Below are 20,747 nucleotides of genomic sequence, written 5' to 3'. Positions count from 1 at the left end.
TCTATATTGAGGAGGTGCTCTGACTTTCCTGTGTCCTGGCGAGTGCGGCCTATGGCTACGACTGACCAACTGATCATCTGCGAGCACTGCGACTGCGTGTATCAAAAAGTCACGCTCGCCAAACATCAGAAAACCCTCTGTACGCGCTGCGGTGGCGTGCTTCAGCGCTATAACGGCCTGACGGTGGAGCAGCGGCTGGCACTGACTGTCACCGCACTGGCGCTGTGGATGTTCGCCAATTTCTACCCGGTCATGAGCATCAGCCTGAAAGGCTTGAAAAACAGCGCGACACTGTGGGATTCCGTGCTGGCCCTGAGTCTGGGCCCGATTACCTTCATCGCTATGGTGGCGGCCATCGCCATGATCATCGCGCCGATTTTCCAGTTGCTGCTGCTGATCTGGGTCCTGAGTTTCGCCCTCGCCTCCCGTCGCTCGCCGGGTTTCAGGTTCTGTATGCGCTGGCTGGAAACCCTGCGGCCCTGGAGCATGCTGGAAGTCTGCCTGCTGGGGGCGATGGTGGCGGTGATCAAGCTTGCCGGGCTGCTCGACGTTCTGCCCGGCATCGGCCTGTTTGCCCTGGCCATTCTCAGCCTGATGATGATCCGCATCGCCGGGCGCGATGTCCGTGAACTGTGGGATGTCTTATGACCACGCCCCCAGTCGCCAGCGAGCTCAACCTGTGCCTTTGCCACAGCTGCGGCCTGGCTTGCGACATGACCGGCGAACCTCACGAATGCGAGCGTTGCGGCGCACCGCTGCATCGGCGCAAAACCAACTCCCTGACCCGCACCTGGGCCTATTTGCTCACGTCTCTGGTGTTTTACATTCCGGCCAATCTGTTGCCGGTGATGAACACCAAAATGGTCGGCAACGGCGCCGACAGCACGATCATGGGCGGTGTGCTGGATTTCTGGCAGCACGGCGCCTGGGACATTGCCCTGATCATTTTCATCGCCAGCATCGCCGTGCCGGGGATCAAGTTCGTCGCCCTGACGCTGCTGCTGGTGACCGTTCAACGCGACAGCCTGTGGGCGCGCAAGGAGCGGTCGAAAATGTTTCGCCTCGTTGAACTCATCGGTTATTGGTCGATGCTCGACGTCATCGTCGTGGCCCTGGTGGCTTCGCTGGTGAAGTTTCAAGCCCTGGCCGATATCGAACCGCGCGCGGGCATTCTGTTCTTTGGGCTGGTGGTGGTGTTTACCATGCTCTCGGCCATGAGTTTTGACCCGCGTTTGATCTGGGACCAACACCATTCGAATCACGAGGAGGTCATGGATGAAGTCGCAAGCCACTGACGGGCCGCAAGCTCCCGGGCAGGCCCCGATCAAGACCCGTCGTTTCAGCGTGTCCTTGGTATGGATAGTCCCGATTATCGCGGTGCTGGTGGGTATTTCGCTGGTGGTGCACAGCATCCTGCAGGAAGGACCGACCATCACCGTCACATTCAAGACCGGCAGCGGCCTGACCGCCAACAAGACCGAGGTCAAATACCGTAACGTGGTGATCGGGCAAGTCTCCGGGGTAGAACTGAGCAACGACCAGAAAAGCGTCAACGCCACCATCAAACTGGCCAAGCAGGCGGAAAGCTTCACCCGTGAAGACTCGCAATTCTGGGTGGTGCGGCCACGTATCGGTGCCGGCGGCGTGTCGGGTATCGATACGCTGCTGTCCGGGGACTACATTGGCGCCGACATCGGCCAGGCCAATGCGCGGGCGAAGAACTTCAAAGGCCTGGAAAACCCGCCGCCGATCACTTATGGCGAGCCGGGCAAGCGCTTCATGTTGCATACCCCGGACCTCGGCTCACTGGACATCGGCTCGCCGGTTTACTACCGCAAGATTCCCGTCGGGCAGGTCGTCGCTTATGCCCTGGACGCCGACGGCAAAGGGGTAAACATCGAAGTCTTTATCCATTCACCCAACGACGCCTACGTCACCGAAAACACCCGGTTCTGGAATGCCAGCGGGATCGATGTGAATGTCGGGGCCAACGGTTTTGCAGTAAAGACCGAATCGCTGTCCTCCATACTGGTGGGCGGCATCGCTTTCCGCGCCCCGGAATACAGCCCCAACGATAAATCGGCTACCGAGGAAAAAGCCTTCGAGCTGTTCGAAGACCAGCAAACCGCCCTCGCCCCGCCCAACGGCAAGGCGCAATACCTGAGTTTGCGTTTCGACCAGGCACTGCGGGGGCTGAAGGTCGGTGCGCCGGTGGAATTCCTTGGCATCGAGTTCGGCAGAGTGGTGTCAGTCAATCTGGATTTCGATGCAAAAAAGCGCAGCTTTCCGGTCAACGTCGGCATCGTGATCTACCCGCAACGGCTCGGTCAGGCTCACGCCAAAATGCTTGAGGCGTTGAAGCACGACCCCAATGACGAAGCCGCCGGTGTCAGGCTTATGGGCTCCTTCATCGAAAACGGCCTGCGGGCACAGGCCCGAAGCGGCAACCTGTTGACCGGTCAGCTCTATGTAGCGCTCGACTTCTACCCGAAGGCAGAGAAAGTCGTGTTCGATCCAACCGCTCGGCCGGTGTCCATCCCGACCATTCCCGGCAGCCTTGAACAGTTGCAGGAAAAACTCGAAAGCATGGTCAACAAAATCAACGACCTGCCCATCGGACGCATAGCCGGCAACCTCGACAGCAACCTCGTCGAGCTGCGCAAAGGCCTCGCGCAATTCAACGCCAAGACCTTGCCCGGCGTGCAAACCACCCTAGCGGACGTCAGCAAGACCCTGCAATCGGCCAGCTCGACCCTCGCCGAGGACTCGCCGCAACGCGAGCAATTGACCCAGACCCTGGACGAACTCGGACGCATGTCGCGCTCCTTGCGTGAACTGTCGGATTACTTGGGCCGGCATCCAGAGTCGCTGATTCGCGGTCGGCCCAACAACGCAGCACCGGCTGATCTGCAGGGTCCACCACGCAACTGACCACAGGAGCAACACCCATGGCTTTTTCGCTGAAGATTGGCTTGGTCACTGCGTGTGTACTGCTTGTCGCCTGCCGCAGTGACCCGATTCAGTTCCACACGCTGACACCGACTCAATTGAGCGGCACCGCACGCGGCAACGGCGCAGACATCCAGATCGAAGGCCTCAGCGTACCGCCTCAGGTCGATCGCCCGCAGATCGTCATTCGTCAGGGCAACAGTGGTTTGGCGATTCTCGAGACCCAATGGTGGGCCGCGAGCCTGGTGGACGAGTTGCGCAGCGCATTAGTCGATCAACTGGCCAACAGCAATCCGCAACGTAAAGTCTCGGTGCGCCTCGATGTGCAACGCTTCGACTCGATACCCGGGCAGTACGGTTTGATCGACGTCAAATGGCGTCTGCGCAATCCCGGTGAAGGTGATAACACGCTGATCACCTGCCGCAGCACGTTGCAGACACCTTCAGGACCGTCCATTGATGACTTGGTGGTGGCCCAGCAAAACAACGTCAGGCGCCTGGCCGCGTTGATCAACCAGGCCGCGAGCGGCACACAGAAAGGTTGCCCGGTGGCGCAATGAATTGACGTTTTTTTCTCATTCCATCCCTTACATTTGGCGCCGCCTCAAAGCTGCAAATGATTCGTATTGACCTACAATCATTCACAGACCCTTCCGGTCTGTCAGCGTCCAAGATTCTAAAATAACGGGAGCCGCCACCGCATGAATCGCCATTTCCCCTCTTTCCTCAAAAAAGCCCTGCTGGCTACTGCCCTGCTGAGTGCTGGCCACGTCTACGCTGCGGATGCCGACGGCATCGTGGTCTACAACGCCCAGCACGAAAGCCTGACCAAAGCCTGGGTCGAAGGCTTTACCAGGGAGACCGGGATCAAGGTCACGGTACGCAATGGCGACGACACGGAAATGGGCAATCAGATCGTGCAGGAAGGCGCAGCCTCCCCGGCTGACGTGTTCCTCACCGAAAACTCCCCGGCCATGGTACTGGTGGACAACGCGGGGCTGTTTGCGCCCGTGGCGCCGACTACCCTCGAACAAATCGACGCGGCCTATCGTCCGGCCCATGGCAAATGGGTCGGGATCGCGGCGCGCTCCACGGTGTTTGTCTACAACCCGGCCAAACTGCCCGAAGCCGAGCTGCCGAAGTCGTTGATGGACCTCGCCGATGCCAAATGGAAAGGCCGCTGGGCAGCCTCGCCCGCCGGTGCCGACTTCCAGGCGATTGTCGCTGCCGTTCTGGAGCTCAAGGGCGAAGCCGCCACCCTGGAGTGGTTGAAGGGCATGAAGAGCAACTTTACCGCCTACCGGGGCAACAGCTCCGTGCTCAAAGCGGTCAACGCCGGGCAAATCGACAGCGGTGTGATTTATCACTATTACCGCTTCGGTGATCAGGCCAAGACCGGCGAGAACAGCAAGAACACCGCACTGCACTATTTCAAACACCAGGATCCGGGCGCCTTCGTCAGTATTTCCGGTGGCGGTGTCCTGGCGTCCAGTAAACACAAGGATCAAGCCCAGGCGTTCCTCAAGTGGGTGACCGGCAAAGACGGCCAGGCCATCCTCAAGACCGGCAATTCGTTTGAATACGCGGTCGGCAAGAACGCGCAATCCAACCCAAAACTGGTGCCCCTGCAGCAGCTCGACGCGCCGAAAGTCGACGCCTCGAAACTCGACAGCAAAAAAGCCGTTGAGCTGATGACACAGGCCGGACTGCTCTAATTGATGCCTGAAACATTACCGGCGGTCGTCGCTGAGGTGATACCCGCACATTTGCGCCGCCGCTCCCGCGGAGTGTTCGTGGGTCGCGGCGGTGCATGGGTGATCGGTTTGTCGGTGCTGGTTTCGCTGCTGGCGCTGCTGCCAATCGCTTTTGTCATCGGCGCGTCCGTGCAAACCGGCTGGACAACCTTGCTCGCACTGGTGTTTCGGCCACGGGTCGGCGAGCTGTTCATCAACACAGTATTGCTGGTGCTGATCACGATTCCCCTGTGCGTCGCGCTGGGCGTGACACTCGCCTGGCTGACCGAGCGCAGCGATCTGCCGGGGCGGCGCTGGTGGTCGTTGCTGGCGACCGCGCCGCTGGCGGTCCCGGCATTCGTTCACAGCTATGCCTGGGTCAGTCTGGTGCCGCCGATTCACGGGCTGTTTGCCGGGGCTCTGGTGTCGGTCATCGCCTACTTCCCTTTCCTCTACTTGCCGATTGCGGCGACGTTGCGTCGGCTCGATCCGGCCATCGAAGATGTCGCGCAATCGATGGGGCTCAAACCTTGGGCAGTGTTTTTTCGCGTGGTGCTGCCGCAGCTGCGTCTGGCCATTTGTGGCGGCACCTTGTTGGTCGGGCTGCACCTGCTCGCCGAATACGGCCTGTACGCGATGATCCGCTTCGACACCTTCACCACGGCGATCTTCGATCAGTTCAAATCCACCTTCAACGGGCCAGCCGCGAACATGCTGGCGGGTGTGCTCGCGCTGTGTTGCCTGGCGATGCTGACCGTCGAATCGGCGGCGCGTGGCAATGCGCGGTATGCCCGCGTTGGTTCCGGGAGCGCCCGGGAACAGCAGGTCGTGCGCCTGAAAAAACTGCCAACCGTGCTCGCGCTCACCTTGCAGATCGTGACCTGCGCCCTCGCGCTGGGGGTGCCGTTGATCACCTTGGGCAAGTGGCTGATCGCCGGTGGCTCGCAGGTCTGGCAGATGGCCGAGCTGATGCCGGCGCTGCAACAGACGCTGCTGCTCGGGGTTGCCGGAGCGGCTCTCACCACCTGCGCGGCGATTCCGATTGCGTGGCTGTCGATCCGCTCGCCGGGTCGGCTGCAACGGGTCCTTGAAAGCTGCAACTACATCACCAGTTCGTTGCCGGGCATTGTGGTCGCCCTGGCGTTGGTGACGGTCACGGTGCATTTCGCCCGGCCGATTTATCAGACCACGATCACCGTGCTGCTGGCGTATTTGCTGATGTTTTTGCCCCGTGCGCTGGTGAGTTTGCGGGCGGGCATCGCTCAGGCGCCGGTTGAGCTGGAGAACATCGCCCGCAGTCTCGGCCGCTCGCCCGGTCGTGCGTTGTGGTTGATTACCCTGCGCCTCGCCGCGCCTGGTGCTGCTGCGGGTGCCGCGCTGGTGTTCCTGGCGATCACCAATGAATTGACCGCCACCCTGCTGCTCGCCCCGAACGGCACGCGCACGCTGGCGACCGGGTTCTGGGCGTTGACCAGCGAGATCGACTACGCCGCCGCGGCGCCTTATGCCTTGCTGATGATCCTGCTGTCACTTCCTTTGACCGGGCTCCTCTATCACCAATCCAAACGAACGGCTGGCCGATGAACGCTCTTGAACTGCATTCGATCTGCAAATCCTATGGCGCGCATCGAGCCCTGGAAAACATCAGCCTGTCGGTGCCCACGGGTAGCCGCACGGTGATCGTCGGGCCTTCCGGTTCGGGCAAAACCACCTTGCTGCGCATGATCGCCGGTTTCGAGTTTCCGGACTCGGGCCGCCTGACGTTCAATGGCCAGACGTTGGTGGACGACACCCACGAAGTCCCGGCGCATCAACGCCAGATCGGTTATGTCCCGCAGGACGGCGCCCTGTTTCCGCACATGACCGTGGCCGCCAACATCGGTTTCGGCCTGTCGACCAAGGGCGCCATGAAACACGAGCGTATTGCCGAACTGATGGACAGCGTGGCACTGGATTCCAGCATGGCCAATCGTTGGCCCCATGAGCTTTCCGGCGGCCAGCAACAACGTGTGGCACTGGCGCGAGCGCTGGCGCAACAGCCACGCCTGATGTTGCTGGATGAGCCATTTTCCGCGCTCGATACCGGCTTGCGCGCCGCCATGCGCAAACTGGTTGCGCGGCTGCTGGCCGATGCCGGTGTCACCACCATTCTGGTCACCCATGACCAGAGCGAAGCGCTGTCATTTGCCGATCAACTGGCGGTCATGCGCGAAGGGCAACTGGTGCAGTCAGGTCATCCACTGGATCTTTACCGCTATCCCGGCGACGAACAAACCGCACTGTTCCTCGGCGATGCGGTGGTCATGCCCGCCAGGATCGAGGCCGGCTGGGCGCATTGTGATCTGGGGCGGATCCCGGTCAACAACCATCGCAACAACCGCTGCGCGCAGATCATGCTGCGGCCCGAGCAGTTGCAACTGATCGGCATCGTGTCAAACGACGTAGAGGTCGCTGGATGCCGCGCGGTAGTGACCGAGCGGGATTTCAGCGGCAATACCTGCACCTTGACCGTGGAGCTGGAGTCTTTGCCTTCAGCGCAACAGCCTGGCCGCACACTCATGGTGCGCAGTTCAGGCTTGTACGCGCCACCTACCGGCAGTGCGGTTCAGGTCTCGACCATCGGGCATGCCCATGTGCTGAGTGAACCTTAAAGATCGAAGCGGTCCACGGCCCGTCGCCGCTCGTTGTCATCGCGCACGTCGTAGTTGGCGGTCGTCTGGATATTGCTGTGATGCGCGAGTTTCTGCGCGATCGACAAATCGTGCTCCTCAATCACGCGGGTAATGAACGAGCGTCGAAAATCATGCGGCATGATTTTCACCCCGACCTGCGCACCCCGCTGGCGGGCGATGTAATAGATCGCGTGTTTGGTGATGCGCTCGCGGGTGATGTGACTGCCGCGACGGATGCGATTGAACAGAAACGGATCGTCCACTTCGCCGTCCTTGAGCTGCGAACGGCGCAGCTCCAGCCAGGCATCCAGTTTGGCGAACGCCCAGGCCGGTGCGTACTTGATCAGTTGTTTGTTGCCTTTGGCGGTCACCCGCAGGCTGCGCTCGGTGAAATCCACCTGATTCAGGTCGAGGTTCACCGACTCCGATTTACGCATGCCCGAGCCGTACAAAATCCCGATGATCGCCGCGTCGCGCAAACCTTGTGGCCGTGGGTCGGCGGCACAAACCGCCATCATCTCCTGAATCAGTGAGCGCCGCAGATTGCGCCCCTGCGACAGCCGTGTGCCGGCAATGCCTTTGACCGAGCGCATTTTCAGCAAGTGCTCCTGACTGATCAGGCTCATGCGCCACGCTTCGTTCATCACCCCACGCACAGCGTTGACGTACAGCGACGACGTATTCGGTGCGTAGCCATCCTCGCGCAAGGCCGCGACCAGCGCGATCACATCCTCGGGCTGCAGCTCGTGCCAGGGAATGTCCTCGACGTTCATGTCTTCGAAGCCCAGGCGATCGGCGGCGTCCTGCAACACATAGCGCATGGTCAGTTGGCTGGACGGCGCCAGTCGCGCCAGATACACGGTCATCGGGTTCTTTGCAGCAGTTGAATCAGCAACAGGTAAGTCAATCAAAACAAAACGGCCTTGAGTGGAAACAGTTCATTAAAACAACTAAGGATTGAAACATTCTTCATATAAAGCGGGACACTTCTGTAGGACTTTTCTACGCAATAACGCGATGAACGGCAGAAGTCTGAACACAGGCTTAATAGACTTCGGATAAACGATTCGCCCACCGGTTTTTCATGTTCCTTTCACAAAAACGCGCCTAACCTCTTATATGTCCGGTGAGCCGCGATGGGCACTCAACCTGCCGCCCATGGCCGCAAAAGTCAAATGCGGTTCGTGCCAGACAGGTTACTAAACCACTGAAACTCTGTTTCTTTCGGCCCTTTGGCTGAAGGACTTCCTACGCCCTGAGGTTCTCCATGAGTCAGGCTTTTCTCCCCTTCTCCCGCCCCAGTATCGGCGATGAGGAAATTGCGGCCGTAGAGCAAGTTTTGCGCTCTGGCTGGATCACTACCGGGCCGAAAAACCAGCAACTCGAAGAACACTTCGCCAACTATGTTGGCTGCCGCCATGCCGTGGCACTGTCCTCGGCCACTGGCGCCATGCATGTCACGTTACTGGCGTTGGGCATTGGTCCCGGCGACGAAGTCATCACGCCGTCCCAGACCTGGGTCTCCACCGCCAACATGATCTGCCTGCTGGGCGCGACGCCGGTGTTTGTCGACGTTGACCGCGACACGCTGATGAGCAGCGTCGAGCACATCGAAGCGGCCATCACCCCGCGCACCCGGGCGATCATTCCGGTGCACTACGCCGGCGCGGCGTTCGATCTCGATCCGCTCTACGCGTTGGCCGACAAACACGGCATCCCGGTGATCGAAGACGCCGCCCATGCGGCGGGCACCGTTTACAAAAACCGTCACGTCGGCGCGAAAGGCACGGCGATCTTCTCGTTCCACGCGATCAAGAACATGACCTGCGCCGAGGGCGCGATGTTCGTCACTGACGATGAAACGCTGGCCAGCCGAGTGCGCATGCTCAAGTTTCACGGCCTCGGCGTCGATGCCTACGACCGCCTGACCCACGGCCGCAAGCCCCAGGCGCAGGTGATCGAGCCGGGGTTCAAATACAACCTGGCCGACATCAATGCCGCCATCGCACTGGTGCAACTGCAGCGTCTGGACGACATCAACGCCAAGCGTACAGCGCTGGCAAAAGCTTACCTGCAACGGCTGGAAGGCTCACCGGTGCAACCGCTGGCCATTGCGGCCTACCCGCAACAGCACGCCTGGCACCTGTTCATCTTGCGTATCGACGCCGAACGCTGCGGACTGGACCGTGAGGCGTTCATGAAGTCCTTGCAGGAACACAACATCGGTACCGGCATTCACTTCATCGCCACGCACCTGCACACCTACTACCGCCAGCGATTCCCCAACATCTACCTGCCCAATACCGAATGGAACTCGGCACGCCTGTGTTCGATCCCGTTGTTCCCCGACATGACGCTCGACGACGTCGACCGAGTGGTCAGCGCCATTGAAAGCACATTGGACAGACGCCTGTGAAACCTTACCCGATCCGTTGCGTGTCGATAGTCATCCCGGTCTACAACGAACAGGACAGCCTGCCTGAATTGCTCAGGCGCACCGAAACGGCGTGCCAGCAATTGCACCATGACTACGAAATCGTGTTGGTTGATGACGGCAGTCGCGACCACTCGGCGCACATCCTCGAGGAGGCCGCCAGTCGCGATTGCAGTCCGGTGGTGGCGGTCATTCTCAACCGCAATTACGGCCAGCACGCGGCAATCATGGCCGGTTTCGAGCAGTGCAAGGGCGATGTGGTCATCACCCTCGATGCCGATCTGCAAAACCCGCCCGAAGAGATTCCGCGATTGGTGGCTCAGGCTGAACTCGGCTATGACGTGGTCGCCACGGTGCGCAGCAATCGTCAGGACTCGGCCCTGCGCCGTTGGCCGTCGAAACTGATCAACCTCGCGGTCCAGCGCTCCACCGGTGTCGCCATGAGTGACTACGGCTGCATGCTCCGGGCTTACCGCCGGACCATCGTCGACGCCATGCTCGCCTGCCGCGAACGCAGCACCTTTATTCCGATCCTGGCCAACAGCTTCGCCCGACACACCACGGAAATCCTGGTGACTCACGCCGAGCGCGAACACGGCGAATCCAAGTACAGCCCCATGCGTCTGGTCAATCTGATGTTCGACCTGATCACCTGCATGACCACCACCCCGCTGCGGTTGCTGAGCATCGTCGGCTTCGCCATGGCCGGATTGGGTGTGGCGTTCGCCACGGCACTGATCGTGTTGCGGCTGGTGTTCGGCGCGAGTTGGGCGGGTGACGGCACGTTTGTGCTGTTCGCCGTGCTGTTCGTGTTTACCGGTGGCCAGTTCATCGGCATGGGTTTGCTGGGTGAATACCTCGGGCGCATGTACAGCGACGTCCGTGCGCGTCCGCGCTTTTTCATCGAAAAAGTCCTGCGTAGCCAGCCGGCCACCCCGGCGCCTGTGGTCACCGTCGACGGTCTCACTTCCACTTCTTCAGATCAGGTTCTCTCATGAGCGCAAACGCTGTTGTCTTCGCCTATCACGATATTGGCTGTGCCGGCATCGAAACCCTGCTCGCCAGCGGTTACGAGATTGCCGCCGTGTTCACCCATGCCGATGATCCGCAGGAAAACACCTTCTACGGCTCGGTTGCGCAACTGTGCGCCCGCCGGGGGATCCCCGTGCACGCACCGGAAGACGTCAATCATCCACTGTGGATCGAACGCATCCGTCAACTCAACCCCGATTACCTGTTCTCGTTCTACTACCGCCACCTGCTCAGCGAACCGTTGCTGGCCACGGCCCGTAAAGGCGCGTTCAACCTGCACGGTTCGTTGCTGCCGCGCTATCGCGGACGTGCGCCAGCCAACTGGGTGCTGGTCAACGGTGAAAGTGAAACCGGCGTGACCCTGCACCGCATGGTCAAGCGTGCCGACGCCGGCGCCATCCTTGCTCAACAACGGGTGGCGATTGACCGTAGCGACACGGCGCTGAGCCTGCACGGCAAGTTGCGCGTGGCCGCTGCCGATCTGTTGCGCGACACGCTGCCGGCCTTGCTTCAGGGCAAAGTCAGTGAAACCGCGCAGGACGAATCCCAAGCCACCGTGTTCGGTCGCCGCACGCCCTCCGACGGCAAGTTGATTTGGCAAAAACCGGCCGAAGAACTGTTCAACCTGGTGCGTGCCGTGACCCAGCCGTACCCTGGCGCGTACTGCGCCGCTGGCGAACACAAACTGATTGTCTGGAGCGCTGAAGTCGTCAAGGGCAACGAAGGTCAGGCACCGGGCCGGGTCATCAGCGTCGATCCGTTGCGCATTGCCTGTGGTGAAGATTCGCTGGTGATCCGCGCCGGTCAACGCAACGACAACGGCTTGTACCTGAGCGGCCCGCAACTGGCCAGCGAACTCGGTCTGGTCGACGGTTCCCTGTTGCGCGGCACCGAATCCGGGCGCGCACCACGGCGCACTCGCGTATTGATCCTCGGCGTCAACGGTTTCATCGGCAATCATTTGTCCGAGCGTTTGCTGCGCGATGACCGATACGAGGTCTATGGTCTCGACATTGGTTGCGACGCCATCGAACGTTTGCGCAGCCATGCGAATTTCCATTTTGTCGAAGGCGACATCAGCATTCACTCCGAGTGGATCGAATACCACATCAAGAAGTGCGACGTGGTCCTGCCGCTGGTGGCGATTGCCACGCCGATCGAATACACGCGCAACCCGCTGCGCGTGTTCGAACTGGACTTTGAAGAAAACCTGAAACTGGTTCGCTATTGCGTCAAATATAACAAGCGCGTGATTTTCCCCTCGACCTCGGAAGTCTATGGCATGTGCCAGGACGCCAACTTCGACGAGGACACGTCCAACCTCGTGGTGGGTCCGATCAACAAGCAGCGCTGGATCTACTCGACCTCCAAGCAATTGCTCGACCGCGTGATCTGGGCCTACGGCCAGAAAGGCCTGAACTTCACCCTGTTCCGCCCCTTCAACTGGATGGGCCCGCGCCTCGACCGACTGGACTCGGCGCGCATCGGCAGCTCCCGGGCGATCACGCAACTGATCCTTAATCTGGTGGAAGGCACACCGATCCGCCTGTTCGATGGCGGTGAACAAAAGCGCTGCTTCACCGACATCGCCGACGGCGTCGAAGCGCTGGCGCGGATCATCGATAACGAAAACGATGCCTGCAACGGTCAAATCATCAACATCGGTAACCCGGACAACGAAGCCAGCATCCGTCAATTGGGCGAAGAGCTGTTGCGTCAGTTCGAAGCGCACCCGCTGCGCGACAACTTCCCGCCGTTCGCCGGGTTCCGTGACGTCGAAAGCAAGGCGTTTTACGGCACCGGTTACCAGGACGTGTCCCACCGCAAGCCGAGCATCGACAACGCCAGGCTGCTTTTGGACTGGGCGCCGACCGTGGAGATGAGCAAAACCATCGGCAACACCCTGGACTTCTTCTTGCGTGAAGCGATGCTCGAAATCGCGGACAAACACTGATGCAGGCGGGCCTTCGGATTGATGTCGACACCTACCGTGGCACCCGTGATGGCGTGCCACGTCTGCTCGAGATGCTCGATGAAGCCCAGGTCAAAGCGACGTTTTTCTTCAGCGTCGGGCCGGACAACATGGGTCGTCATTTGTGGCGCCTGACTCGCCCGCAGTTCCTGTGGAAGATGCTGCGCTCCAACGCCCCCGGGTTGTACGGCTGGGACATCTTGCTGGCCGGCACCGCGTGGCCGGGTAAACCGATCGGCCGCGACCTCGGGCACTTGATGCGTCAGGCCCTCGCCGCCGGGCATGAAGTCGGTCTGCATGCCTGGGATCACCACGGCTGGCAGGCCAATGCCGGGCGCTGGAGCGACGCGCAGTTGATCGAGCAGATTCGCCAGGGCGTGGACACGCTCAGCGATATCCTCGGGGAAAAAGTCCAGTGCTCGGCCGCTGCCGGTTGGCGCGCCGACGCGCGCGTGATCGAGGCTAAACAGGGTTTCGGCTTTCGCTACAACAGCGATTGCCGTGGCCACAGCCTGTTCCGCCCGACATTGGCCGGGGGTGGGCTGGGCACGCCGCAGATCCCGGTGGACCTGCCCACCTTCGACGAGGTGGTCGGCCCAAGCCTTGCGGCCAAGGACTTCAACGCGTTATTGCTTGACCGGTTTTCCGCGGAAAAACTCAACGTCTACACGGTGCATGCCGAAGTGGAAGGGATTCTGCTGGCCGATGCTTTCCGTCAACTGCTGGCCGATGCGCGTGGGCGTGGGATCGGCTTTCAACCCTTGGGCGAATGGCTGCCGCAGACGCCAGACACTTTGCCGGCCGGTCGCGTGGTACGCGGTGCGTTCGCAGGTCGTGAAGGCTGGCTGGGAGTGCAAGGCGCATGAGCCAACGCTGGGCATTACCGCTACTGCTGGGCCTGTTTTTGCTGGGTTATCTGCTGCCATTGGGTACGCACGGCCTGTGGATTCCCGACGAAACCCGTTACGCGCAGATCAGCCAGGACATGCTCTTGAGCGGCAATTGGGTCTCGCCGCACTTCATGAGCCTGCGCTATTTTGAAAAACCGGTGGCTGGGTACTGGATGATCGCCCTCGGTCAGGCGCTGTTTGGTGACAACCTGTTCGGTGTGCGGATTGCTTCGGCGCTCAGCACCGGGCTCAGTGTGATGCTGTGTTACTTGATCGCCTGCCAATTGTGGAACGAGCCGCGCAAAAGTTTTGCCTGCGCGCTGCTGTACATGAGTTTCACCGTGGTTGCCGGCGCGGCCGGTTACGCCAACCTCGACCCGCAATTCACTTTTTGGGTCAACCTGAGTCTGGTCGCCTTGTGGTTCGCGTTGGACAGTGCCACCCGCCCTCGGCGCCTGATCGCTTGGGCAACCTTGGGCCTGGCCTGTGGCATGGGTTTTCTGACCAAGGGCTTTCTGGCCTGGCTGCTGCCGGTGCTGATCGCCCTGCCCTGGATGCTTTGGCAAAAACGCGGGCGTGAATTGTTGATCTATGGCCCGGTTGCGATTGCCGTGGCCCTCGTCGTGAGCCTGCCCTGGGCCTTGGCGGTGCACGCGCAGGAACCCGATTACTGGCGGTTTTTCTTCTGGCACGAGCACATCCGGCGGTTCGCCAGCGATGACGCTCAGCATGACGCGCCATGGTGGTTTTATCTGCCGTTGCTGGTGGCATTCAGTCTGCCGTGGATGGCGCTCTTGCCCTCGGCGCTTCGCCAGGCGTGGCAAACCCGCAGGCAGGCAAACATTGCTTTTCTGTTGCTGTGGCTGCTGATGCCGCTGCTGTTTTTCAGCATCAGCAACGGCAAATTGCCCAGCTACATCCTGCCGTGCCTGCTGCCTCTGGCCTTGCTGCTGGGCCACACGCTGGCTGATCGCCTGCGCCTGGAGCAAGGCCGGGTGCTGGGTTTCAATGGCCTGCTCAATTTGATTCTGGGCATCACCGTCCTCCTCGCGCTGGTCTATCTGCAACTGAAAAAGCCGCTGTACGACCATGAACTGCACAACCTTGTGCTGGTATTCATCTGCTTGATCGGCTGGATCATGGCCAACGTGCTGCAAGCCTTTCGGCCCTTGCAATGCTGGGCGGCGCCGGCGTTTGGCAGCCTGCTGCTGATCGGGATCCTGCCGTCCGCCATGCCCGAATCGGTGGTGGCGAACAAAATGCCCGACCAGTTTGTCCTTGAACATGCCCGGGAACTTGGCGAGACCGGCACCTTATTGAGCAACGATCTGGGCGCTGCCTCGGCCCTGGCCTGGCGCCTGAAACGCCCGGACGTGGCGCTGTACAACACGATAGGCGAACTGAAATATGGCCTCGCTTATCCTGACGGCGCGTCGCAGCGCGTCGACCCTGATCGCGTTCAACAGTGGATGCACGACGCCCGCCAGCGTGGCTCGGTGGGCGTGCTGATGCGGGTCAAGGGTGAAGACGAACTGCGTGAAATCGACCGCTTGCCCAAGGATGGCAAACGCTATGAACAAGGCAACCTTGTGATTCTGATTTTCCCTCAGGGTGCGTCATGAGCCTGTTGCTGGTATTGGCGGCCTGCCTGCTGACCTGTCTGGGCCAGATCGCCCAGAAATACGCCGTGGAGAGCTGGCGCGTCACGCCGTCGGGTTGGGGCAAAAAACTGCGTTCGCCATGGCTGTGGCTGGCCCTCGCTGCGTTGGGCGCGGGTTTGCTGGTGTGGCTGCTGGTGTTGCAGCGCCTTGAAGTCGGCGTCGCCTATCCAATGTTGAGCCTCAATTTCGTGCTGATCACCCTGATCGCCCGCTTTCTCTTCCACGAAGCCATCGACTGCCGCCACTGGATGGGCGTGGCGCTGGTGATCGGTGGCGTGATTCTGCTGGGGTTGAACACATGATCCTGCGCCGGGGCATCTCCTTCGCGCTGGGCAGTGTGCTGCTCGGCAGTGCCGCGCAGCTGGGCATGCGCTGGAGCATGACGCGCCTGCCGCCACCGGAACACGTGCTGGCCGCCAACATCGACCCGACCGCGGTCGCGGTGGTGCTGGCCGCGATCCTCGCCTACGCCCTGTCGATGCTCAGTTGGCTCGTGGCCCTGCGCGATGTACCGCTGGGCCGGGCGTACTCGGTACTGAGCATCAGCTACGCGCTGGTGTACCTGCTCGCCGCCGTCCTGCCGGTGTTCAACGAAGACTTCAGCCTTTGCAAAAGCCTCGGGGTGGCCCTGGTCATTCTGGGCGTCATCACCATCAACGCTCGACCCGCTCACGCGCCCACACTCAGGAGTGACCTATGAAAATCAGTGTATTTGGTAGCGGTTACGTTGGCCTGGTGCAGGCCGCTGTCCTGGCTGAAGTCGGCCACGACGTGGTCTGCATGGACATCGACGAGAAGAAAGTCGAATTGCTGCAACAAGGCCACGTGAGCATTTTCGAGCCGGGGCTGGCCAGCCTGGTGCGCGAAAGCCTTGAGGCCAAGCGGTTGCAGTTCACCACCGATGAAAAATTCGCGGTGCAGCACGGTCAGGTGTTGTTCATTGCGGTCGGCACACCGTCCCGGGACGATGGTTCGGCGGACTTGCGGTACGTGCTGTCGGTGGGCGAAGCGGTGGCCCGTCATCGCGAACATCCGGTGATTCTGGTGGAGAAATCCACGGTTCCCGTGGGCACCGGCGATACCCTGCGTGCGCACATCGACAAATGCCTGATCAAAGTTGGCCGATTACTGCAGTTCGAGATCGTCTCCAACCCGGAGTTCTTGAAAGAAGGTTCGGCGGTCGCCGATTGCCGGCGTCCGGACCGTATCGTCATCGGCTGCGAAAACGATGACGTGCGCGATGTCATGCGCGACCTTTATGCGCCATTCAACCGTAACCATGACCGAATCATGTTCATGGACCTGCGCAGCGCCGAGCTGACCAAGTACGCCGCCAATTGCATGCTGGCGACCAAGATCAGTTTTATCAACCAGATCGCCGAACTGGCCGAACACCTGGGCGCCGACATCGAATCGGTACGCCTGGGCATCGGCGCCGATTCGCGCATCGGCTATCACTTCATCTACCCCGGCTGCGGTTATGGCGGTTCGTGTTTCCCCAAGGACATGCGCGCCCTGATCCACAGCGCCGAAGAAGCGCATTGCTCCAGCGATTTGCTGCAAGCAGTGGAAGCCATCAACCAGCGGCAGAAACACAAGTTGTTCGAACGCATCAACGCGTTCTACAAAGGCGATTTGCAGGGCAAGACGTTCGCTGTGTGGGGGCTGGCGTTCAAACCCAACACCGACGACATGCGCGACGCGCCCAGCCGCGTGCTGCTGGAGTCGCTGTGGTCCGCGGGTGCGAGCGTCCGGGCGTTCGACCCCGAAGCGATGCAGGAAACCCAGCAGTTGTACCCGGACGAAGCGAAATTGATGCTGATGGGCACCCCGGAATCGGTGTTGGCGGGCGCCGATGCCTTGATCATTTGCACCGAGTGGCAGCAGTTCAAGGCGCCGGATTTCAACCTGATTCAGCAACGGTTGAAGGCGCCGGTGATCTTCGATGGACGCAATCTGTATGACGCAGACCGGTTGGCGCGCAGCGGGTTTATGTACTTTCCGATGGGGCGCGGTGAATCGCGCAAGTTGCCGATTCCGCATCAGCAATGGCCGGTGGCTTCCGACGTCGCTTGATCGTTAACTCGCTGAGCATTTGTCAGCAGTCCCTGGGGATGGGGCTGCTGGCACTGATGTTGTTCAGTGCCGGGGTTTGCCAGTCGTTTCCTGCGCTTAGCGCCCCCGATACAACGGAGTTTCACGCCCTCCCTACAGACCCCTCCTACAGCCATGCGTCGCTGACCGTAGATTGCAACTTAACGGACTCGCCCTACGCCAAATAGCGATTCGTCTGACATTCATCAATGAGCCGATCCACGCAAAGTCCTGTGTCTTGAAATAGACACAAGGAAATGTGGATGTTCAGCGCCGTTAAACCCGTCGTTTTCACCCTCGACATTCAAGGTTTTCCCCGCGACTTGCAGGTACTCGAATTCCGCGCCAGGGAAGCGCTGAATCAACCCTATGAAGTCAATCTCGAACTGGTCGGAGAACGCCGCGACCTGGACATCAAGTCGCTTCATCATCGCTCGGCTTTTTTGCGCTTCGGAGCTGACGGTTCCGGCATCCACGGCCAAGTCTATACAGTTGCCGAAGGGGATTCGGGCAAGCGTCTGACCCGTTACCAGATGACCCTGGTGCCGCACCTCACCTATCTCTCCCATTGCCACAACCAGCGCATTTTTCAAAACCTCAGCGTGCCGCAGATCATTGCAAAAGTACTGAAAGATCAGGGAATGCAGGCCGATACCTGGCGCTTTCAACTGAATGCCGAGTACCGGCCCCGGCTGTATTGTGTTCAGTACGAGACGGACATGCATTTTCTTCAAAGGCTGTGTGAAGAAGAAGGTTTGCACTTCCACTTTCAGCATAGCGCCGAGGGGCATGTGCTGGTGTTCGGTGACGATCAAACCAGTTTTTCGAAACCAGAACGGTCAACCGCCTACAGGCAAGCCAGTGGCATGGTCGCGCATGCGCCAGTGATTGACCAATTCAAGCTACAACTGAATACCCGCCCGACCCACGTCAGCCGTCGTGATTACAATTTCGAGAAACCACGCGTGCAACTCGACAGCGAGTCTGAAAACCCTCTGCTGCCGCACCTTGAGGACTACGCATTTCCAGGGCAATTCATCCATCGTGACCGCGGCCAACAGCTCACCCATCAGGCACTTGAGCGCCACCGCGCCGATTACCAGGTGGCCAACGGCCGCAGTGACCAAAGCGCCCTGCGCAGCGGCCACTTTGTCGAGATGACGGAGCACCCATGCCCTGAACGCAATGGCCTGTGGTTGTTGACGCAGGTCGAGCATGTCGGCTTGCAACCCCAAGTGCTGGAAGAGCAGACGAGCGACGTTACTGCGCAGGATGGTTTCAGTCAGGGCTACCGTAACCACTTCGTCGCCACACCCTGGGACGTGATATTCCGACCAGCCCTTGAACACCCCAAGCCCCATATGAAGGGCAACCAGCACGCCGTCGTCACCGGTCCACCCGGTGAAGAGATTTATTGCGATCAGTACGGTCGAGTGAAAGTCCAGCTGCTGTGGGACCGCGACGGCCAGCAAAACGAACAATCGAGCTGCTGGCTACGAGTCGCTACCGGCTGGGCTCATGACCGTTACGGCAGCGTGCAGATCCCGCGCGTCGGCATGGAGGTGCAGGTAGGTTTTACCGATGGCGATCCGGACAAACCCTACGTCTTGTGCTGTCTGCCCAACGCCTCGACCCCGGTGCCACTGGATTTGCCCGCGGAACAGACCCGCAGCATTTTCCGCAGCCACAGCAGCCCCGGCGGTGGTGGTTACAACGAACTGCGCATCGAGGACAGAAAAGGCGCCGAGGAAATTGCCCTGCGTGCGCAGCGCGACTTCGTGCAGCACGTTCTGAACGATGAGCGCATTCAAGTCGACAACCAGCGCAACGTGGTGGTCGGTGGCATAAGCAGTCATGACCTGCGCGGCGAAGAGCGCCACTTGACCCATGGCAACCGCCTGACCGAACTCAAACAGGATGACCACCTGTTGGTCCTTGGCGATCAGCATGTGCGCGTCGCCAATCAACGACTCAGCGCCACACAACAGCTCCACTTCAGCGCCGTTCAACAAGTCGCCATCAGTGGCGGGACGTACCTGGCGCTCATGGGCGGCGGACAATGGCTAACGCTGGGGCCGGAAGGCATTTTCAGCAGCGTGCCGATTCTGGTGGGCGGCGCTCCGCCCGTGAGCTTGCCGGCGGAGCCGCTGATGCCGGGCGCCCTGCCCTTGCTGAAAGTGACGTTTGATGCGGCCCAACAACGTCATGCGCTGATTTCAACCCGCGCCTCGCGTTGCCTGATTTGCGAGGCTGCCCAAGCATGAAACTCTCGACTTCCCTTCCTGAAAACCTGCCGTGGAGTGAGCAGCACGCGTTCCTGTTATTGGACGGCGCGACCCTGAGCGATTTGCCGCAGCGCCTGAAGACACTGAGCCCCGGCGCCAGCATCCTCGCCCTGTATGACAGCACGCCCTTCAATGCGCTGCGCGATATCTCACCGCTGCTGGTGGCGATGGAACAACCTGACGCGGATTTTTTTCAGTTCTTTGTGCCACGCGCGCAGGAAGAATGGGGCGTGCTGTTGTTCAGCCCCAAACCGGCGCATGAGGTGGCGCAGCACTTGCGCAAACTGCTGACCGTTGAGTTACCAGACGGGTTGCAGGTTTTCCTGCGACTGGCCGATGCCGCCGTCGCGAAGGCTTTGTTCAGCAGCAACGATCAGCGCTTGTTCGGCCCGTTGTCCTGTGTGGTGACCGCCGATAGCGTCGGCGCCACATGGCATCGTCATCAGCCTCGCCAGCCGGAATGCCCGGACTTGCCAATACCCTATCGTCTGAGTGCTGAGCAGAGCTTGGCGCTGGACCTGGTTGACCGTCGACGCGTACTGCTCGAACTCGACGCGCACCTGCTCAAGCACTTCCCCGAACGCCATGGCAGCGAAACTGTGGCCGAACGCTGGTCAATGCTGGAACAACTGGAAACCGAAGCCAGCGCCCTGGGCCTGGATAACCCGTCCGGGCTGTTCTATTACGCGAATGTCATGGCCCGGCTGGACGGGTCCCCCCTAGGCCAGCATCCCGAGATCAATCGACTGCTGCATAACCCTTCCCTGCAACCCGTCGGCGAGCGCATCGTGCTGGCCGCTGACCTGGCTCGCCAATGGACTAGCCAACGAGGCCGCCCATGAACAAGCCACACCCTGCCGACCTCGCTGCGGCTGCCGCGTCTAAATCGCCCATCGGCTCTCTCGGCGCCTGCCCTTTGCGGCAAACCCACGTGCAGCTGCTGCCCTTGCGTTACGGGCTGGTGGAAAAGCCCCTCGACCCGAGTGCCGAACTGAAGCTGTCGTATGCCCTCACCACGCGTCCTA

General features: G+C 60.5%; 19 protein-coding genes. 18 read left to right on the top strand and 1 reads right to left on the bottom strand.

Annotated features, from left to right (window positions below; genetic code table 11):
- Positions 1-51 precede the first annotated feature (51 nt).
- From Q7W83_RS14525 to Q7W83_RS14495, 7 genes are all read left to right on the top strand, one after another.
- Positions 52-648 carry a paraquat-inducible protein A gene (locus Q7W83_RS14525; protein WP_150634305.1) on the top strand — a complete coding sequence of 199 codons (597 nt, stop codon included), beginning with the start codon at positions 52-54 and terminating at the stop codon, positions 646-648.
- The gene (locus Q7W83_RS14520; protein ID WP_150634304.1) at positions 645-1,295 is read left to right on the top strand and encodes a paraquat-inducible protein A; all 651 of its coding nucleotides are present in this window, start codon (positions 645-647) and stop codon (positions 1,293-1,295) included. Before Q7W83_RS14525 ends, Q7W83_RS14520 begins: the two co-directional genes overlap by 4 nt.
- Positions 1,276-2,931: a PqiB family protein gene (locus tag Q7W83_RS14515; protein WP_150637052.1), complete on the top strand. Its 1,656-nt coding sequence runs from the start codon at positions 1,276-1,278 to the stop codon at positions 2,929-2,931. The genes Q7W83_RS14520 and Q7W83_RS14515 overlap by 20 nt, the downstream gene beginning before the upstream one ends.
- Before the next feature lie 17 nt (positions 2,932-2,948).
- On the top strand, positions 2,949-3,509 hold the full coding sequence (locus Q7W83_RS14510; RefSeq protein ID WP_150634302.1) for a PqiC family protein: 561 nt from the start codon (positions 2,949-2,951) through the stop codon (positions 3,507-3,509).
- A 141-nt stretch (positions 3,510-3,650) separates the two neighbouring features.
- On the top strand, positions 3,651-4,664 hold the full coding sequence (locus Q7W83_RS14505) for an iron ABC transporter substrate-binding protein (protein WP_150637057.1): 1,014 nt from the start codon (positions 3,651-3,653) through the stop codon (positions 4,662-4,664).
- A gap of 3 nt (positions 4,665-4,667) precedes the next feature.
- Entirely contained in the window at positions 4,668-6,266 is a 1,599-nt protein-coding gene (locus tag Q7W83_RS14500) for an ABC transporter permease (RefSeq protein ID WP_473656249.1), read from the top strand.
- A complete protein-coding gene (locus Q7W83_RS14495) occupies positions 6,263-7,333 on the top strand; it encodes an ABC transporter ATP-binding protein (protein ID WP_150634299.1) in 1,071 nt (356 codons plus the stop codon). Before Q7W83_RS14500 ends, Q7W83_RS14495 begins: the two co-directional genes overlap by 4 nt.
- Here the strand turns inward: Q7W83_RS14495 and Q7W83_RS14490 are convergent.
- The gene (locus Q7W83_RS14490; RefSeq protein WP_150634298.1) at positions 7,330-8,220 is read right to left on the bottom strand and encodes a site-specific integrase; all 891 of its coding nucleotides are present in this window, start codon (positions 8,218-8,220) and stop codon (positions 7,330-7,332) included. The genes Q7W83_RS14495 and Q7W83_RS14490 overlap by 4 nt on opposite strands.
- Positions 8,221-8,621: 401 nt before the next feature.
- Here Q7W83_RS14490 and arnB point away from each other — a divergent pair, with 401 nt between their 5' ends.
- The 11 genes from arnB to Q7W83_RS14435 form a co-directional block, all read left to right on the top strand.
- Positions 8,622-9,770: a UDP-4-amino-4-deoxy-L-arabinose aminotransferase gene (gene arnB / locus Q7W83_RS14485; RefSeq protein ID WP_150634297.1), complete on the top strand. Its 1,149-nt coding sequence runs from the start codon at positions 8,622-8,624 to the stop codon at positions 9,768-9,770.
- On the top strand, positions 9,767-10,786 hold the full coding sequence (arnC, locus tag Q7W83_RS14480; RefSeq protein WP_150634296.1) for an undecaprenyl-phosphate 4-deoxy-4-formamido-L-arabinose transferase: 1,020 nt from the start codon (positions 9,767-9,769) through the stop codon (positions 10,784-10,786). Before arnB ends, arnC begins: the two co-directional genes overlap by 4 nt.
- Positions 10,783-12,774 carry a bifunctional UDP-4-amino-4-deoxy-L-arabinose formyltransferase/UDP-glucuronic acid oxidase ArnA gene (arnA, locus tag Q7W83_RS14475; RefSeq protein ID WP_150634295.1) on the top strand — a complete coding sequence of 664 codons (1,992 nt, stop codon included), beginning with the start codon at positions 10,783-10,785 and terminating at the stop codon, positions 12,772-12,774. The genes arnC and arnA overlap by 4 nt, the downstream gene beginning before the upstream one ends.
- Positions 12,774-13,658, top strand: a complete 885-nt coding sequence (arnD, locus tag Q7W83_RS14470) for a 4-deoxy-4-formamido-L-arabinose-phosphoundecaprenol deformylase (protein ID WP_150634294.1) — start codon at positions 12,774-12,776, stop codon at positions 13,656-13,658. Before arnA ends, arnD begins: the two co-directional genes overlap by 1 nt.
- Positions 13,655-15,304 (top strand): lipid IV(A) 4-amino-4-deoxy-L-arabinosyltransferase, encoded by a 1,650-nt coding sequence (arnT, locus tag Q7W83_RS14465; RefSeq protein WP_473656248.1) that lies wholly within the window; start codon positions 13,655-13,657, stop codon positions 15,302-15,304. Before arnD ends, arnT begins: the two co-directional genes overlap by 4 nt.
- Complete coding sequence (arnE, locus tag Q7W83_RS14460; RefSeq protein ID WP_473656247.1) at positions 15,301-15,645, top strand: 4-amino-4-deoxy-L-arabinose-phosphoundecaprenol flippase subunit ArnE; 345 nt, start codon at positions 15,301-15,303, stop codon at positions 15,643-15,645. Before arnT ends, arnE begins: the two co-directional genes overlap by 4 nt.
- Positions 15,642-16,043: a 4-amino-4-deoxy-L-arabinose-phosphoundecaprenol flippase subunit ArnF gene (arnF, locus tag Q7W83_RS14455; RefSeq protein WP_150634291.1), complete on the top strand. Its 402-nt coding sequence runs from the start codon at positions 15,642-15,644 to the stop codon at positions 16,041-16,043. Before arnE ends, arnF begins: the two co-directional genes overlap by 4 nt.
- A complete protein-coding gene (locus Q7W83_RS14450) occupies positions 16,040-17,419 on the top strand; it encodes a UDP-glucose dehydrogenase family protein (protein WP_150637075.1) in 1,380 nt (459 codons plus the stop codon). Before arnF ends, Q7W83_RS14450 begins: the two co-directional genes overlap by 4 nt.
- 281 nt (positions 17,420-17,700) lie before the next feature.
- Positions 17,701-19,701, top strand: a complete 2,001-nt coding sequence (gene tssI / locus Q7W83_RS14445) for a type VI secretion system tip protein TssI/VgrG (RefSeq protein ID WP_473656246.1) — start codon at positions 17,701-17,703, stop codon at positions 19,699-19,701.
- Positions 19,698-20,564, top strand: coding sequence for a DUF4123 domain-containing protein (locus tag Q7W83_RS14440; RefSeq protein WP_150634288.1), 867 nt, complete (start codon positions 19,698-19,700; stop codon positions 20,562-20,564). The genes tssI and Q7W83_RS14440 overlap by 4 nt, the downstream gene beginning before the upstream one ends.
- The coding region (locus Q7W83_RS14435) for a hypothetical protein (protein WP_473656245.1) at positions 20,561-20,747 on the top strand (187 nt) is incomplete at its 3' end. The genes Q7W83_RS14440 and Q7W83_RS14435, both read left to right, overlap by 4 nt.

This window comes from Pseudomonas sp. 300 (genome assembly GCF_055803035.1).
Note: the sequence above shows the minus strand (reverse complement) of the source record. Positions and strands in the feature narration are given on the sequence as shown.

Coding starts and splice junctions, on each gene's coding strand:
- Q7W83_RS14525 (WP_150634305.1), top strand. CDS start 52: ATGGCTACGACTGACCAACTGATCATCTGCGAGCACTGCGACTGCGTG.
- Q7W83_RS14520 (WP_150634304.1), top strand. CDS start 645: ATGACCACGCCCCCAGTCGCCAGCGAGCTCAACCTGTGCCTTTGCCAC.
- Q7W83_RS14515 (WP_150637052.1), top strand. CDS start 1,276: ATGAAGTCGCAAGCCACTGACGGGCCGCAAGCTCCCGGGCAGGCCCCG.
- Q7W83_RS14510 (WP_150634302.1), top strand. CDS start 2,949: ATGGCTTTTTCGCTGAAGATTGGCTTGGTCACTGCGTGTGTACTGCTT.
- Q7W83_RS14505 (WP_150637057.1), top strand. CDS start 3,651: ATGAATCGCCATTTCCCCTCTTTCCTCAAAAAAGCCCTGCTGGCTACT.
- Q7W83_RS14500 (WP_473656249.1), top strand. CDS start 4,668: ATGCCTGAAACATTACCGGCGGTCGTCGCTGAGGTGATACCCGCACAT.
- Q7W83_RS14495 (WP_150634299.1), top strand. CDS start 6,263: ATGAACGCTCTTGAACTGCATTCGATCTGCAAATCCTATGGCGCGCAT.
- Q7W83_RS14490 (WP_150634298.1), bottom strand. CDS start 8,220: ATGACCGTGTATCTGGCGCGACTGGCGCCGTCCAGCCAACTGACCATG.
- arnB (WP_150634297.1), top strand. CDS start 8,622: ATGAGTCAGGCTTTTCTCCCCTTCTCCCGCCCCAGTATCGGCGATGAG.
- arnA (WP_150634295.1), top strand. CDS start 10,783: ATGAGCGCAAACGCTGTTGTCTTCGCCTATCACGATATTGGCTGTGCC.
- arnD (WP_150634294.1), top strand. CDS start 12,774: ATGCAGGCGGGCCTTCGGATTGATGTCGACACCTACCGTGGCACCCGT.
- arnT (WP_473656248.1), top strand. CDS start 13,655: ATGAGCCAACGCTGGGCATTACCGCTACTGCTGGGCCTGTTTTTGCTG.
- arnE (WP_473656247.1), top strand. CDS start 15,301: ATGAGCCTGTTGCTGGTATTGGCGGCCTGCCTGCTGACCTGTCTGGGC.
- arnF (WP_150634291.1), top strand. CDS start 15,642: ATGATCCTGCGCCGGGGCATCTCCTTCGCGCTGGGCAGTGTGCTGCTC.
- Q7W83_RS14450 (WP_150637075.1), top strand. CDS start 16,040: ATGAAAATCAGTGTATTTGGTAGCGGTTACGTTGGCCTGGTGCAGGCC.
- tssI (WP_473656246.1), top strand. CDS start 17,701: ATGTTCAGCGCCGTTAAACCCGTCGTTTTCACCCTCGACATTCAAGGT.
- Q7W83_RS14440 (WP_150634288.1), top strand. CDS start 19,698: ATGAAACTCTCGACTTCCCTTCCTGAAAACCTGCCGTGGAGTGAGCAG.